The following is a 14,663-nucleotide window of genomic DNA, read 5'->3' as shown; positions in this document are numbered from 1 at the left end:
ATGGAATCGACAGTGACAGCTTTCCCGGGGCGACGTCAGGCGCCGGCCGACGAGCGGCAGGTCGAGGCGTTCACCCCGCAGGAGCGCGGCGAGGACAAGGCCCAGACGGTTGCCGCCGGTCAGTTGCGGGCATTCGTCGAGCGGATCGAACGGCTCGAGGAAGAAAAGCGGACGATCGCCGATGACATCAAGGATGTCTACGCCGAGGCCAAGGGCACAGGCTTCGACACCAGGGCCATGCGCGCGATCGTCCGGCTGCGGAAGCTCGACCAGGCCGAGCGGCAGGAAGCCGAAGCCATCCTCGACCTCTACAAGGCCGCGCTCGGCATGGCCTGATCGCGCCGCCCGCAATCTCCCCCCTTGAGGGGGAGATGTCGGCGAAGCCGACAGAGGGGGGTGCCTCGCGAGATCGCGCCAAGTCATCCCCTTTGAAGCCCCCGATCTATCCCGGAGACCATCCATGCCCATCAGCAAGACCACCGCCACCGACATCGCTCTCGCCTGGCGCGAGATCGAGAGAGCCGAGGATCTTCTCCTCAAGATCGAGGAAGCCCACAAGAAACACGAGACGCCGGACGTCCGCGACGCCTTTGGCCGCCCGCAGGGCGGGCTCCAGCTCGGCGTGCCAAGCGGCCATGCCTCACACACGCTCTTCGACGTCCCCTGGGCCCTCGCCAAGCCGATCATCGAAGCGCACATCGCGGCCAAGAAATCCCTCATCGCGGCGCTGACCGAGAAGGCCCGCATCGAGATGGCGGAGTAGGCCCATGGCCTTCCGCCCCTATTCCATCCCGCCGCGCGCACACCCGCTGGTGCGCCGGCTCTTCGCGCTGATGAACGACCAGCGCATCGCGCTCGGCACCGTCGCCGAACGCTCCGGCGTCGCGGCGGACACGATCAAGGACTGGCGCGGCCGTACCAACCCGTCGGTGCCAAACCTCGAAGCCTGCTTCAACGCGCTAGGCTACGGCCTGACGGACAACGCGCTTCATGAACCCGTGGTGCAGGTGCGCGCATGATCGCCGCCCTCGCCCTCTACCTCGCGGCGTTCTGGCTCGTGCTCCTCTACGGCCCGACGCGTCACGACCGCGTGCTCGGTATCGTGTTCTGGCTCCTGATCGCGGCGATAACCCTCGCGGCGCTTTGGGCGGTCTCGACCGGCGTCAGGCCGGCCAGGCGGAGGAACCCGTGACCACCCCCGTCCGCCTCCGCCTCTCCCGCAAGGCCGGCTTCAGCCTGCAGGATCACAGCCGCGCCGTGAACGGCCTGCCCGCCGTACATGTCGCGCGGCGCAGCAAGTGGGGCAATCCGCATGTGGCGCTCCCGGTCTGGTATCACGCGGGCATTGCAGGCCGCCCGCCTTTCGACGCGGTGACGAAGGCCGACGCCGACCGCGAGGGCGCGGCGATCGCCGTGGCGCTGTTCCGCCAAAGGCTGGAGGCCGCGCTGGCCGGCATGCACGGCGACTTCGTCTCCGAAAGCCTCGCCGAGCTGCGCGGCAAGAACCTCGCCTGCTGGTGCAAGCCCGGCGCGCCCTGCCACGCTGACGTCCTGCTCGAACTGGCCAACCCCGGCTGGAAGCCGCCGGTCTGCGAGGCGGCCCCATGACCCTCCCCCCGCCCGGTTCCTACACGCAGGCCACGCCGCTGCGGCTGGACATCGCCGCCAGGATCGCCTTTCCTGACGGCTCCATGGGCGCCAAGGGCCTGCGCAAGGAGCGCGACGCGGGGCGGCTGGTGACGGAACTGGTGGCGGGCAAGGAATATGTCACGCTCGCCGCGATCGAGGAGATGAGGGAAAAATGCCGCGGACGTCGAAAGGGGCACGCCTCGTCTGGCGCGACGAATCCCGCAAGGCCGACGGGAGCCTGCGCAACGCGGCCGGATGGTTCATCCGCGACGGATCGACCTTCATCGGCGCTTGCGGCGGCACTGGCGACCGCGAACGCGCTGAGAAGCGGCTCGCCGAATTCATCGGCGAAAAGTACCGGCCGGCGCGCCAGCGCGGACGCGACCCCGACGGGATCCTGATCGCCGACGTCGTCAACGTCTACCTGGCCGACGTCGTGCCCGGCCACGCCAAGCCGAAGGAGACGGCCGCCCGCATGGTCAGGGTGCTGACCTTCTTCGGCGAGCGGCGGATGGGCGAGGTGAACGGCAAACTCTGCCGCGACTTCGCCGCCGCCCAGCCCTCGCAGCCGGCCGCGCGCCGCGCGCTCGAGGATCTGCGCGCCGCCGTCAACCACTATCACCGCGAAGGCTACGCGACCTCGGCGCCGGCGATCGTGCTGCCGCGAAAGCCCGAGGCGCGCGACCGCTGGCTGACGCGCGGCGAGGCGGCGCGGCTCCTGTGGGCCGCCTGGCGCATGCGCAGCACTGGAAGGGCAGCGAGACGCGGCGCTGGACCGGCCGCCACCTCGCCCGCTTCATGCTGGTGGCGCTCTACACCGGCACGCGCTCGGCCGCGATCTGCGGCGCCGCGCTGCGCCCGACGGAAGGGCGCGGCCACGTCGACCTGGAGCGCGGCGTTTTCTACCGCCGCGCCCATGGCGCCCGCCGCACGAAGAAGCGCCAGCCGCCGGTGCGCCTGCCCGCCCGCCTCGTCGCCCACATGCGCCGCTGGCGCGACTGCCAAATCGACGGCGAACCGATCGCGAGGGACTTCGTGGTGGAGTGGAACGGCCGCCCGGTGCAGTCGGTGAAGAAAAGCTTCCGCTCGGCCCGCATCGCGGCTGGGTTGGGGCCCGAGGTCACGCCGCACATCTTCCGCCACACCGCCGCGACCTGGCTCATGCAGGCCGGCACCGACCCGTGGTCGGCCTCCGGCTTCCTCGGCATGACGGTGCAGACGCTCATCGACAATTACGGCCACCACCACCCCGACTTCCAGTCCGGCGCGGCAGAGGCGATCACGGCAAAAGCTGCGGACCGCCGAGCGCCCAAGAACGTGGTACAGATCGGAGACGCAGCATGACCGTAATCTTCGCAGCGAAGTACTCCGGCGGGGTAGTCGTTGGAGCCGACAGTCGCGCACATGATCACGTTACCGGCCACGCAAGTGCGAATAGAATGAAGCTGCATCAGCTGAATGACCGAGTATTCGCGGCCAAAGCGGGATACGGCCCCGATGCCGACGCGATATGGCAACAGTTCTACGAGCTACCGGATCATGAAAAGCTCAGCGTCGATGCCGCCGGATATCAGATCCGGAAAATGGGGGCTCAGACATACGTTAAATGTAATGCCCGCGCGAAGGAGCTTGGAGTGATCGATCCTGGCCTGTTTATCCTTGTGGCCGGTCTCGATAGTGGGCTTTCGCCTAAAATCATCTATCTCAACTTCAAGCTGGGTGAATACTTGGATAGTCTCACCTGTACCGCTTTTGGCCCTATCGACACGCATGGTGCTGCAAATAGAATACTCCACGAGGAATGCGTTGCCGGGAACGGAACGATTGCCATGGATCATTGGGCAAAGCGGCTGACCACCGAATGCCAAGTCGTTGCGCCGCATGCGATCGGCTACCCGTTGGAGATGGCTTTCATTGAGGCGTCCGGCTTCGAGCGGGTGACAATATCTTCATTATCAGATCCAAGCGTTCCCTGCGCCCGCAAGCCATGCTTGTAATACCCCCCACAGCTATCCCCACAGAAACGTCGGAAACAAACGGGAACATCGCCGCCATTGCGGAACGATAGAGCGCGCGATTGTGCGGTTTTCCTATCCGCGCTGCCCGTTCGGGACGATGGGGTCGCAGGTTCGAATCCTGCCACTCCGACCAGAAAAGCTCTTCTTCCCAAAGGTTTGTCTTTCCCGTTACGCTGGCGGACCGCCGCCGGCGGGTCCTTCTTCGCGCAGAGCGGGGAGCAGGTGAGGCGGGACGAGATCGCCTGCCGACCGTGGGAGTACGATGATCGATCCATCATCGCCCGCAATCGAAGCGTTCATCCGCGCGAACCTGCCGATTGCGCCGGTGCCGACGGTGCCCGAGATACGGCTGCACAGAGCCGGGCCGAAGAGCGGGTTGGGGCGGCTCGCCCGGATCGGCGGCGATTTCGGTTCGCCCTACTGGGCCTCTGAATGGGGCGGCGGTAGCCGGCCTCCCGGTTCTATTGGTGAAATCCGCACTCATCGGCGATGGAGGGCCCGTGCTGAAGGGCTTCAAGGCGATTGATGAAAAATTGCGAAAATCGGTGAAAGAGTCCGGTGGCTCTTACTTCTCGACACTCAATGCTATGTGCATAGGAGGCGACTGCGTAGTCGCGACGCCCAAGGATTTCCCGGTTCAATTCGACTATGGGCATTTCCTCTTTGAAGGCGGCCGCATTGTCCTTTCGAAGCTCAAGGAAGCCGGACTATTCACCGCAATCGAAGCGGAGAATGATAGCTAGGGAATCCCCTTGAACTGACGCCGTTTATTGAGTTTCACTCACTTGCGAGGACCAATTTCACCCGCCTGTCATGCTGTAAAACGCTGTGTAAATCGGTAACGCGGAACCATTCCAGTATAGCGACTCTAGCCCCACGAAGAGAACCAGTACGCTTGGGAGCGCCCAGCGAACATACCGCCTGTCTAAGACGGCGACGAGGGCGATCAAGAACATGGGGGCGAGGGAATAGAAGTATCGGCCATGCATGGCGCGTGGGCGCCCGTAGATGAGCTGCACTTGGTAGATGTTCCAGAGCGCGACAATGACCATGCAGAAGAATGCTGCTATCACAAGCATCGTAAAGCGTGTCTGCGCTTCGTTCGACCGGTCCAGAATCATCAAGCCCTGCACGACACACGCGGCGCCTAGAAAGCCGAGCGAGCCTGAAACGAGGAAGCTTGCGGGAGTTCTTCCCACGATGAGATAGGCCCCCGCGATGCCGACGACGGCGGCGACTGCAAGGGAAACGGCTCTGAGCGCGACACTCTGCGGCCAGTACCGGCGATCGAGCATGAAGACAATCGACACCGCAGTCAGGAGCGCGCCGATCAAGGCGATGTAGAGCGTCCGTTCCAGCCCGTCCGGAACATAGATCATGACGATGTCCTGAACCGAACGCCTTATCCAGGTGTGGCCGTGGAAGCTCGCCATGAAGTGATCCATTACCGGAGATTTGGTGATGAAATCCCAGAAGGTGAACTCCGAGGGGTCGAGGGCGCGCTCGGTCCTGAGACTGCCGAACCGGACAAATTCCCCGTAATAAATATATCCTAGAAGGTGCCAGACGATGAGCGGAGACGAGACCGCAACCAATGCCCCGAAAGCGGCAACGCTCAGACGGCCATCCCTAACACGCATCACCGCGAAGAATGCCGCGATTCCGACGAACAGGGGCAGCCCCGTCGATTTGCAGACAGCCGAAGCCGCAAAGGCGGTCAAACAGAAGAACTCGTCCTTCCACAAGCCCGTGCGCAGGTAGCGCGCCAGGAACAGCGACCCCACCGCGGCTGCCAGGAAGACGCCGATGTCGTTCGAAACCCCGCCGCTCAAGGAGTTGAAATGTGGCGTCGCGAGGGTGATTCCGACGATGCTCCACGAAGCGGTAGGGGACAGCTTGAGTTCGGTCGCGGTCATGAAGATCACGGCAACTGCCGCGGCGCTCATGATTGAGGTGACGATCCGCAAGACCTTCAGAATGCTCACTGGATCGTCAGTGAAAAGCAGCGCGACCGCCCCGAACGGCGCGATCGCCAGATAGTAGAGCGGTGGGTGGCTGAGCACGTAGTTCGTTCTCGGCGGCCCTTCACCGTTCTGGCTCAGGTTGGCATCTTCGTCGAGTAACGTCACGCCATGCACGGGAATGAGGTTCCCTCGCGCGAATTCCATGGCATAGGAGTAATGGGCGGTCTCGTCAGCATTGGTCCAAGCGGGCACGACAATGGTGCCCATGATGACGAACTTCACCAGTGCCATCATGAATATGAGCGCTGCGGAGGTGGAGACGACCCTCATTTGCCGTCACCCCGAACCGCGCTCAGGATCGTGACCGTCGCCGGAACCAGAATGCTTGCCAGAACCAGCAGCCCCGTCATCAAAGACGGCCATGCCGCCCAAGGCTGCATCCTGTACTCCGCCGCGACGACTACCGACTGATCATCAGTCCCGATTTGCTTTCCGAGCAACGTATTTTTAGTTAGTTGGACCGTCGGCGAGCCGTCGGCCGTCTCAAGCCCGGTGATCTGCAAGGCGAGGTCTAGACCCGCTGTCTCCGTGCAGATCATCACATACCGGTCATCCCGGATGCCCCGGCCGGGGACATCCTTGCTGGCAATCACATCGCCCCGGGCCAGCAGTTCCATGCGGATCGCGCCGTCGCCGCGCGGTCCATCGGTCGAAAACCGAGGGGACACGCACAATTCGTCACTCTTGGCCAACAGATCGCGGTCGATCTCCATGGCCTGCAAGACCGACACGCCTTTCACGAGAGGATCGCTTTCGGAGCTTGCCGGCCGGATGCTGGCGCGAACTGCCGCCTGCGGAACAAAAAGCGGTGTGATCGCGACAACTGCCACGGGAAGGAGCCAGAACAGCGTCCGCAAAGAAGTACCTCATTGCCAGCAACAGGCCGGCACCCTATCGTTTGCCCTCCGAGGGTCAAGGTCCTGGGCGAAGATTGAAGGGCGCGGAAAGCATTGGACACGAAACCAACGAAGTCACCCCTCCGCCGCGCCGAACCGGCCATGCTGGTAGCCAGCGTGTTTGAATATGCCCTACTGGTTTTCCAGACCTTTCTTTCCGGTTTCCCGATCGTCGCCGTCGTCCAGACGACCTAGCCACCTTGCTTTTTTCATGCGATCCCTCTTCGCCCGCAATAGAAGCGTTCATCCGGGCGAACCTGCCGATTGCGTCGGTGCCCACGGTGGCCGAGATACGGCTGCACAGGGCCGGGCCGAAGAGCGGGTTGGGGCGGCTCGCCCGGATCGGCGATTTCGGCTCGCCCTACTGGGCCTATGAATGGGGCGGCGGGTTGGCGCTTGCGCGGCATGTGCTGGACCACCGGGAGACGGTCGCGGGACGCAAGGTGCTCGATCTCGGAGCCGGATCGGGGATCGTCGGCATAGCAGCGGCCATGGCGGGCGCGAGGGAGGTCGTCGCGGCCGATATCGATCCCCGTGCGATGGCCGCGATACGTCTCAACGCCACGGCGAACGGGGTCTCGATCGTGCCGCTCCACGGCGACCTGCTGGACGGTGCGCCGCCCGCGGTCGATCTCGTGCTGGCCGGCGACCTTTTCTACGACCCGCATCTCGCGCGTCGGGCTGCGAGGTTTCTGGAGCGATGCCTCGGGGACGGCATCGCGGTGCTGGTCGGGGACCCCGGCCGCGCCGACCTGCCACGGGAGCGGCTTCGGCTGATCGCGGAATATCCGGGACCGGATTTCGGGGACGGCGATCAGGTCTTGGGGAAGCGGAACGCGGTGTTTGCCTTCGAGCCGGCATCGTCTTGATGATTGCCGCGCGTGGCTCATCGGTAGGCGGGACGAACCACGTCTTGCCGGCAGGCCCGCGTGCTCGCGTGCGCGCTGAGTTTCGATCGCCGGATCGGCGGACGCGTTCGGGTCCGTGGAACATTTTGCCCCTAAAGCCGTTGCTGCGTTGCCACATTGCATCCCGGCAGGAGCAGCATGGACCATTTCCACGAACCCGTCCGTATCGTCCTTGGGACCCCCGCGCGTCTCATGGAGCTGCGGACGGCGATCGAGGCGGCCGACACGCTGGAAAACTGGTGGCCGACACTGCGTGGCAAGTGGTACTTCGCCGCGCGTGAGGCTTGCCGGGCCGCGGGCGAGGGCAAGGCGTCCGTCCACATCGCGCGGCGCATGTTCCTCTATGCGGCGACGGAGTCGCGTATCTCGCTGGTCCCCGATTGATGGCCATACCAGCATCCGAAGTCGACCGGCGGCTGGTCGAGCTGGACGAACTCGCCCGCAACCTGGATTCCCGCTGGCGGATACCGGGCACCGGAATCCGGTTCGGCCTCGATGCGGTGGCCGGCCTCATTCCTGGCGTCGGAGACGTGGCCTCGGGGCTTGTGTCCGCGCACATCGTCTATCATGCCTTCCGGATCGGCGCGCCGTCGCACGTGGTCGGGCGGATGATCGCCAACGTGGCGCTCGACACGGTGGTAGGCAGCGTGCCGGTTCTGGGGTCGGTGTTCGACGTGTTCTACAAGGCCAACAACCGCAACGTCCGCATGCTGCAACGGCATCTGGAACGTTCTCGCGCCTGAACTCCCCGCTCAGCCCTCGGCCAGCAGCATCACCGATCGACCCGGCACGACTGCGACAGCACCTCCCTCCAGGCGCAGTTCCTGCCCCGGCGACGCGGCGACGGCCCGCCAGTTCCCGGCGGGCAGCGTGAAGACGGTTTGGCGCCGGTCGCCGTTGACGAGCACCGCGACGCGCTCCCCCTCCCCGGCCGACAGGAGCATCGTCAGGCGGCGGTTCCGCGCGTCGTTCCAGTTCTCCTGCTGCATGGGATTTCCCATTGAATCCAGCCATTCGACGTCGGGGTGCGCTACGCCGTCCAGGGGCTTGCCCGCGAGAAAGCCGGTCTCCTTCAGGACCCGCGAGGATTTTCGGAACTCAGCGAGAGCGGCGGCATAGGCTTCCAGCGACCGGTTGCGGCTCTCCCAGTTGAGCCAGGTGTTGCCGTTGTCCTGGGCGTAGGCGTTGTTGTTGCCCTTCTGGGTACGCCCGAACTCGTCGCCGGCGGTGAGCATGACCGTGCCGCGCGACACGAAGAGCGTGGCGAGCAGCGCGCGGATATCGCGTTCGCGCGCGGCGAGCACCTTGTCGTCGTCCGTCTCGCCCTCGACGCCATTGTTCCACGACAGGTTCTCGTCGTGGCCGTCGCGGTTTTGTTCGCCGTTGGCCTCGTTGTGCTTGTGCTCGTACGCCGTGATGTCGGCGAGCGTCATGCCGTCGTGTGCGGCAATGAAGTTGACGCTACGCGTGGAAGCATGACCGTTGCGGCCGAAGATGTCGGAGGAACCGGACAGCCGCGTGGCCAGCCCCGGCAACGTTCCGCCATCGCCGCGCCAGAAGCGCCTGATATCGTCGCGAAAACGGTCGTTCCACTCCAGGAAATGCGTGGGGAAATTGCCGAGGTGGTAGCCGCCCGGGCCGATGTCCCATGGTTCGGCGATCAGCACGCGATCCGACAACACCGGGTCCTGCTCGATTTCGCGGAAGAATAGCGCGGCGGGATCGAAGCCGCGGTGGTCGCGGCCGAGCACCGGCGCGAGATCGAAGCGGAAGCCGTCGACGCCGCAATTGGTCACGAAGTGGCGCAGCGTGTCGAGGATCATCCGGTGCACTTCGGGGTGCTGGGTCGCGATGGTGTTGCCGCAGCCGGTGTCGTTGGCGAGCACGACCGGATCCCCGGGCAGGTGGCGGTAGTAGGCGTGGTTGTCGAGGCCGCGGAAACAGAGCGTCGGACCGTTCACGTCGCTCTCGCCCGTGTGGTTGAAGACGAGATCGAGGATGACGCCGATGCCGGCCTCGCGCAGCGCCGCCACGGCGTTCCGCAGCTCCATGACGCCGCCGGGCGCCAGCCGGGGTTCGAGCGCCATCAAGGAGACGGGGTTGTAGCCCCAGACGTTGGACAGGCCGAGGGCGGGGAGATGGAGATCGTCGATCCAGGCCGTCACCGGCATAAGCTCAATCGCGTCGACGCCCAGCGTCTTCAGGTGGTCCACTATCGCGGGGTGGCCGAGGGCCGCTAGGGTACCGCGGATCTCGGGCGGGACATCAGGATGCAGCATGGTCAGGCCGTGCACCGAGGCTTCGTAGACCAGGCCGCCATTGCGGAAGAGCGGCGGGGCCTCCGCGAGGGGCGCGATCGCCGCCGGGACCAGCGCCTTGGGCACGAGGCCGGCGGTGTCGCCCCCCTCCCCCCGCCTGGCGCAGAGACGCGGGTCGAGCCTGTAGGGCCGGTCGATCTCCAGCGCGTAGGGGTCCATCAGCAGCTTGTCCGGGTCGTGCCAGAAGCCGTTTTCGGGATCGTAGCGGCCGTCGGTGCGCAGACCGTAGCGCGCGCCGGGGGCGACGCCCTCGACGAAGGCCTCGAACACGCCGTGTTCGGCGCGCCGCATTTCGACCCGTTGCGTCTCGCGGTCGCCGCTTTCGTCGAAGAGGCAGATCCAGATGCGCTCCGCGCAGCTCGACCAGGCGGTGAAGCGCACGCCGCCCCTTTCGGCGACTGCTCCGCGCGCGAACTGCATCGGGCCGGCCGCGGCGCTCAGGTGACGACGTCCGGTTCGGTCCGGCCGGTATGGCGCGCGATGCCGGCGATTTCGTCAGCCGCGGCGACGAGCTCCGCCAGCGCGTCGGAGGTGGCGAGATCGAGGCGGTCGGGACCGCTCTCGTAGCGTTCGATATAAACGCGCAGCGTGGCGCCGGACGTGCCGGTTCCCGAGAGCCGGAAGACGATGCGCGAGCCGCCCTCGAAGCCGATGCGCACGCCCTGGTGGCGGCTGACCGACTGGTCGACGGGATCGTGGTATTCGAAATCGTCGGCGAAGGCGATGGTCAGGTCGCCGACCGCCGTGCTGGGCAGGTCCGCGAGCTTGCCGCGCAGTTCGGCCATCAGCCGGTTCGCCGCGTCAGTGTCCACCGCCTCGTAGTCGTGGCGGGCGTAGTAGTTGCGGCCGTATTCGGCCCAGTGCGCGGCGGCGATCTGCTTCACGCTCTCACGGCGCGCCGCGAGGATGTTGAGCCAGAGCAGCACCGCCCACAGCCCGTCCTTCTCGCGCACGTGGTCGGAGCCGGTGCCGGCGCTTTCCTCGCCGCAGATCGTCACCTTGCCGGCGTCGAGCAGGTTACCGAAGAACTTCCAGCCGGTCGGCGTCTCGTAAAGGCCGATGCCGAGCTTTTCCGCGACGCGGTCGGCGGCGGCACTCGTGGGCATCGAGCGCGCGATGCCGGCCAGGCCTCGGGCGTATCCAGGCGCCAGGTGCGCGTTGGCGGCGAGCATGGCGAGTGAGTCCGACGGCGTGACGAAGATGCCCTTGCCGATGATCAGGTTGCGGTCGCCGTCGCCATCCGAGGCCGCGCCGAAATCGGGCGCCTCGTCAGACATCATAAGGTCGTAGAGGTCCTTCGCGTGGACGAGGTTCGGGTCGGGATGATGCCCGCCGAAATCGGGCAGCGGGACGAAGTTGCGGACGCTGCCTTCCGGCGCGCCGAGGCGCCGCTCGAGGATTTCCTTCGCATAGGGTCCGGTGACGGCGTGCATGGCATCGAAGGCCATCCTGAAGCCGCCCTCGAACATCGACCGGATGGCCGCGAAGTCGAACAGCGTCTCCATGAGCGCGGCGTAGTCGACGACGGGATCGATGATCTCGACCGTCATGCCTTCGACCGAACGCTTGCCGACGTCGTCGATGTCGATTTCGGCGGCGTCGCTGATCAGGTAGCGGTCGATCTCCTTCGAGCGGACGAAGACCGCCTCGGTGATGCGCTCGGGCGCCGGGCCGCCGTTTCCGACATTGTACTTTATACCGAAATCCTCGTTCGGGCCGCCCGGATTGTGACTGGCCGAGAGCACCAGGCCGCCGAAGGCGCCGTTCTTGCGGATGACGTTGGAGGCGGCGGGCGTGGACAGGATGCCGCCCTTGCCGACGATCGCGCGGCCGAAGCCGTTGGCGGCGGCCATGCGGATCGCGGTCTGGATGACCTCGCGGTTGTAGAAGCGGCCGTCGCCACCGATCACGAGCGTCTTGCCCTCAAAAACTTCGAGGCTGTCGAAGACCGACTGGATGAAGTTCTCGGCGTAGTTGGGCTGCTGGAAGACGGGCACCTTCTTGCGCAATCCCGAGGTGCCGGGCTTCTGGTCGTCATAAGGCGTGGTGGCAACGGTCCTGATCATCAATCACTCTTCCGAAATGAGCGTCTCGTAGAGGCTCGCATAACGCCCGGCGCTGCGGTCCCAGGAGACGTCCGCTTTCATCCCCTGCTTTTGCATCGACGTCCACACCCCCGCATCGCGATGGAGGAAAATCGCCCGTTCGACGGAGCGCAAGAGCGACGAGGCGTCGATCGGCGAGAACTGGAGCCCGGTCGCGACTCCAGCGGAGACCGCGGCCTCGTTGGCGTCGATCACGGTATCGGCAAGCCCGCCGGTACGCGACACGATCGGCACGCAGCCATAACGGAGCCCGTAGAGCTGCGTCAGGCCGCACGGCTCGAAACGCGAGGGGATGAGGATGGCGTCGCAACCGGCCTGCATGAGGTGCGAGAGCGGCTCGTCGTAGCCGATGACAATGCCGAAACGACCCCTGTGGCGTGCGGCCGCCGACAAAAGCGCGCCTTCCATCGCATGATCGCCCGAGCCGAGGATCGCCAGCCTCGCGCCTGCCGACACGATCGGGTCCAGCACCTCCACCAGGAGGTCGATGCCTTTCTGCCAGGTCATGCGGCTGACGACGCAAAAGAGCGGAGAGGCGTCGTTGTCGAGGCCGAACCTGGCCTCGACCGCTGCCCGGTTCATGCGTCGTTTCACCAGCGAGCGGGGGCCATAATTCGACGGCAGATGCACGTCGGTCTCGGGGTTCCAGACCGCGGTGTCGATGCCGTTGACGATGCCGTGGAGATCGGCGGCGCGGCCCTCGAGCAGGCCGTCGAGCCCCATCCCGAACTCGCGCGTGCGGATTTCCCTTGCATAGGTCGGGCTGACGGTGGTGATGGCGCTCGCCGCCTGCAGGCCGGCCTTCAGGAAACCGACGTCGCCGTAGTACTCCACCCCCTGGATCGACATCGCCGCATCCGGGAGGCCGAGCCCGGGAAAGATCGAGCCGGAGAACTGCCCCTGGAAGGCCAGGTTGTGGACGGTGATGACGGAGGGAACAGCGTGCGCGTTGCCGTAGCGCATGTAGGCCAGCGTCATCGCCGCCTGCCAGTCGTGAGCGTGGACGAGATCGGGAAGGAAGTGCGGCACGCCGTGTTCGGCGATGTCCGCACCGGCCTTGCCGAGCGCGGCGAAGCGGCGCCAGTTGTCGTCGTAGTCGCCGCCGTCGCCGTAGATGCCCGGTCGGTCGAAAAGATGCGGCGCGTCGAGGATGAGAAGGTTCAGCCCCGCGATCTCGGCGGCCACGATCGACGCGGTGCCTCCAAAGAGCTCGTCATAGTGGCGCACCTGCGCCGACCCCGGCGCGAGCGCTCGCATAACAGCCGGATAGCCCGGTACGAGCGTGCGCACCGTAACGCCGCGGGCCGCCAGCGCACCCGGCAGCGCGCCGGCCACGTCGGCCAGGCCGCCCGTCTTCACGAGTGGGAAGATTTCGGACGCGACCGCGAGGACCTGCATTCAGGTGTCGAGCCTGTCGATCATGTCCTGGGTGATCAGGCACACGCCGCGCTCGGTGAGGCGGAAGCGGCGCGCATCGACGTCCGGGTCCTCGCCGACCACGAGGCCTTCGGGGATGCGCACGCCGCGATCGATCACCACCCGCGTCAGCCGCGCGTTGCGGCCGACGTAGCAGTCGGGCAGCACCACCGCCTCGTCGAGCATGGAGAAGGAGTTCACGCGGGCGCCGGTGAAGATCAGCGACCGGCGCAGCTTGGCGCCCGAGATGATGCAGTCGCCCGCAACAAGCGAGGAGACGGCCGATCCCCGCCTGCCCTCCTCGTCGTGCACGAACTTCGCCGGCGGCTTGATCTCGGCATAGGTCCAGATCGGCCAGTCGCGGTCGTAGAGGTCGAGTTCGGGCGTGATGTCGGTCAGGTCGATGTTGGCTTCCCAGTAGGCGTCAACCGTGCCGACGTCGCGCCAGTAGGATTCGGTCTCGAAATTGGAGCGCACGCAGGACTTCGAGAAGCGGTGCGCGACCGCCTTACCGTTGGCGACGATATGGGGGATGATGTCCTTGCCGAAGTCGCGGTTGGAGCCGGGCTGGCTGGCGTCGCGGCGCAGTTCCTCCATCAGGAACTTGGTGCGGAACACGTAGATGCCCATCGAGGCCAGCGCGACATCCGGCCGGTCGGGTATGCCCGGCGGATCCGCCGGCTTCTCGATGAAGGAGACGATCCGGTCCTCCTTGTCGACGTGCATGACGCCGAAGCCGGTTGCCTCCATGCGCGGCACCTCGAGGCAGCCGACGGTAACGTCCGCCCCCGTGTCTACGTGTTCGCGCAGCATGGACTCGTAGTCCATCTTGTAGATGTGGTCACCGGCCAAGATGACCATGAACTCGACGCCGTAGTCCTCGATGATGTCGATGTTCTGGTAGACCGCATCGGCGGTGCCTTCGTACCACTGCGTCTCGGAGACGCGCTGGCTGGCCGGCAGGATGTCGAAGCTCTCGTTGCGCTCGGGGCGGAAGAAATTCCAGCCCCGCTGCAGGTGCCGGATCAGCGAGTGCGCCTTGTACTGCGTGGCCACGCCGATGCGCCGGATGCCGGAGTTCAGCGCGTTCGACAGGGCGAAATCGATGATGCGCGTCTTGCCGCCGAAATAGACGGCGGGCTTGGCGCGCACATCGGTCAGTTCCTTCAGGCGGCTCCCGCGCCCGCCCGCGAGCACATAGGCCATTGCATCGCGAGCGAGTGGCTGGATGCGTTTTTCCGTCAAGATTTCCTCCCCCTCAGTTCACGCGGATCATTTTCCGCATGATCGCCGCAACGGGAGGAGAAGTCACGAGCCAAGATTGCCAATCTGCCCCTCCACCCCTCCGG

The 14,663-nt window shown here is 65.6% G+C and carries 18 protein-coding genes; 11 read left to right on the top strand and 7 right to left on the bottom strand.

Annotated elements, in window-relative coordinates:
* Window positions 1-12: 12 nt before the first annotated feature.
* From BSQ44_RS08575 to BSQ44_RS08560, 5 genes are all read left to right on the top strand, one after another.
* The gene (locus tag BSQ44_RS08575; RefSeq protein WP_235633370.1) at window positions 13-336 is read left to right on the top strand and encodes a DUF2312 domain-containing protein; all 324 of its coding nucleotides are present in this window, start codon (window positions 13-15) and stop codon (window positions 334-336) included.
* Between the two features lie 124 nt (window positions 337-460).
* Complete coding sequence (locus BSQ44_RS08570; protein WP_072603044.1) at window positions 461-763, top strand: hypothetical protein; 303 nt, start codon at window positions 461-463, stop codon at window positions 761-763.
* Between the two features lie 4 nt (window positions 764-767).
* Entirely contained in the window at window positions 768-1,019 is a 252-nt protein-coding gene (locus BSQ44_RS08565) for a helix-turn-helix domain-containing protein (RefSeq protein ID WP_072603041.1), read from the top strand.
* Window positions 1,016-1,192 carry a hypothetical protein gene (locus BSQ44_RS26835; RefSeq protein WP_157894552.1) on the top strand — a complete coding sequence of 59 codons (177 nt, stop codon included), beginning with the start codon at window positions 1,016-1,018 and terminating at the stop codon, window positions 1,190-1,192. The genes BSQ44_RS08565 and BSQ44_RS26835 overlap by 4 nt, the downstream gene beginning before the upstream one ends.
* Window positions 1,189-1,608 carry a DUF4326 domain-containing protein gene (locus tag BSQ44_RS08560; RefSeq protein ID WP_072603039.1) on the top strand — a complete coding sequence of 140 codons (420 nt, stop codon included), beginning with the start codon at window positions 1,189-1,191 and terminating at the stop codon, window positions 1,606-1,608. The genes BSQ44_RS26835 and BSQ44_RS08560 overlap by 4 nt, the downstream gene beginning before the upstream one ends.
* Window positions 1,609-1,627: 19 nt before the next feature.
* On the opposite strand, the gene BSQ44_RS27470 is transcribed toward BSQ44_RS08560, so the two are convergent.
* The gene (locus BSQ44_RS27470; protein ID WP_235633369.1) at window positions 1,628-2,245 is read right to left on the bottom strand and encodes a hypothetical protein; all 618 of its coding nucleotides are present in this window, start codon (window positions 2,243-2,245) and stop codon (window positions 1,628-1,630) included.
* Between the two features lie 104 nt (window positions 2,246-2,349).
* Between BSQ44_RS27470 and BSQ44_RS27465 the strand changes: the two genes are divergently transcribed.
* From BSQ44_RS27465 to BSQ44_RS08545, 3 genes are all read left to right on the top strand, one after another.
* The gene (locus tag BSQ44_RS27465) at window positions 2,350-2,973 is read left to right on the top strand and encodes a tyrosine-type recombinase/integrase (protein WP_235633368.1); all 624 of its coding nucleotides are present in this window, start codon (window positions 2,350-2,352) and stop codon (window positions 2,971-2,973) included.
* Window positions 2,970-3,626, top strand: a complete 657-nt coding sequence (locus BSQ44_RS08550) for an Ntn hydrolase family protein (RefSeq protein ID WP_072603037.1) — start codon at window positions 2,970-2,972, stop codon at window positions 3,624-3,626. Before BSQ44_RS27465 ends, BSQ44_RS08550 begins: the two co-directional genes overlap by 4 nt.
* Window positions 3,627-4,147: 521 nt before the next feature.
* Entirely contained in the window at window positions 4,148-4,390 is a 243-nt protein-coding gene (locus BSQ44_RS08545) for an SGNH/GDSL hydrolase family protein (protein WP_072603035.1), read from the top strand.
* 57 nt (window positions 4,391-4,447) lie between these two features.
* Here BSQ44_RS08545 and BSQ44_RS08540 read toward each other — a convergent pair whose 3' ends face one another.
* On the bottom strand, window positions 4,448-5,941 hold the full coding sequence (locus BSQ44_RS08540; protein WP_072603033.1) for a glycosyltransferase family protein: 1,494 nt from the start codon (window positions 5,939-5,941) through the stop codon (window positions 4,448-4,450).
* Window positions 5,938-6,528 (bottom strand): hypothetical protein, encoded by a 591-nt coding sequence (locus tag BSQ44_RS08535; protein ID WP_072603031.1) that lies wholly within the window; start codon window positions 6,526-6,528, stop codon window positions 5,938-5,940. The genes BSQ44_RS08540 and BSQ44_RS08535 overlap by 4 nt, the downstream gene beginning before the upstream one ends.
* Window positions 6,529-6,848: 320 nt before the next feature.
* Here BSQ44_RS08535 and BSQ44_RS08530 point away from each other — a divergent pair, with 320 nt between their 5' ends.
* From BSQ44_RS08530 to BSQ44_RS08520, 3 genes are all read left to right on the top strand, one after another.
* Window positions 6,849-7,436 (top strand): class I SAM-dependent methyltransferase, encoded by a 588-nt coding sequence (locus BSQ44_RS08530; protein WP_335622624.1) that lies wholly within the window; start codon window positions 6,849-6,851, stop codon window positions 7,434-7,436.
* 177 nt (window positions 7,437-7,613) lie between these two features.
* Window positions 7,614-7,859 carry a DUF982 domain-containing protein gene (locus BSQ44_RS08525; protein ID WP_072603029.1) on the top strand — a complete coding sequence of 82 codons (246 nt, stop codon included), beginning with the start codon at window positions 7,614-7,616 and terminating at the stop codon, window positions 7,857-7,859.
* Window positions 7,859-8,218, top strand: a complete 360-nt coding sequence (locus BSQ44_RS08520) for a DUF4112 domain-containing protein (protein ID WP_072603027.1) — start codon at window positions 7,859-7,861, stop codon at window positions 8,216-8,218. The genes BSQ44_RS08525 and BSQ44_RS08520 overlap by 1 nt, the downstream gene beginning before the upstream one ends.
* Before the next feature lie 9 nt (window positions 8,219-8,227).
* Here the strand turns inward: BSQ44_RS08520 and glgX are convergent, their stop codons facing one another.
* The 4 genes from glgX to glgC are packed head-to-tail and all read right to left on the bottom strand — an operon-like array spanning window position 8,228 to window position 14,559.
* The gene (glgX, locus tag BSQ44_RS08515; RefSeq protein WP_072603024.1) at window positions 8,228-10,213 is read right to left on the bottom strand and encodes a glycogen debranching protein GlgX; all 1,986 of its coding nucleotides are present in this window, start codon (window positions 10,211-10,213) and stop codon (window positions 8,228-8,230) included.
* Window positions 10,214-10,230: 17 nt separating this feature from the next.
* The gene (locus tag BSQ44_RS08510; protein ID WP_114580052.1) at window positions 10,231-11,859 is read right to left on the bottom strand and encodes an alpha-D-glucose phosphate-specific phosphoglucomutase; all 1,629 of its coding nucleotides are present in this window, start codon (window positions 11,857-11,859) and stop codon (window positions 10,231-10,233) included.
* A gap of 3 nt (window positions 11,860-11,862) precedes the next feature.
* A complete protein-coding gene (gene glgA, locus BSQ44_RS08505) occupies window positions 11,863-13,296 on the bottom strand; it encodes a glycogen synthase GlgA (RefSeq protein WP_072603019.1) in 1,434 nt (477 codons plus the stop codon).
* Window positions 13,297-14,559, bottom strand: coding sequence for a glucose-1-phosphate adenylyltransferase (gene glgC / locus BSQ44_RS08500; protein WP_072603017.1), 1,263 nt, complete (start codon window positions 14,557-14,559; stop codon window positions 13,297-13,299).
* Window positions 14,560-14,663 lie beyond the last annotated feature (104 nt).

Origin of the sequence: Aquibium oceanicum, assembly GCF_001889605.1 — a bacterium.
Classification (GTDB): domain Bacteria; phylum Pseudomonadota; class Alphaproteobacteria; order Rhizobiales; family Rhizobiaceae; genus Aquibium; species Aquibium oceanicum.
This window is presented reverse-complemented; position numbering and strand designations above follow the sequence as displayed.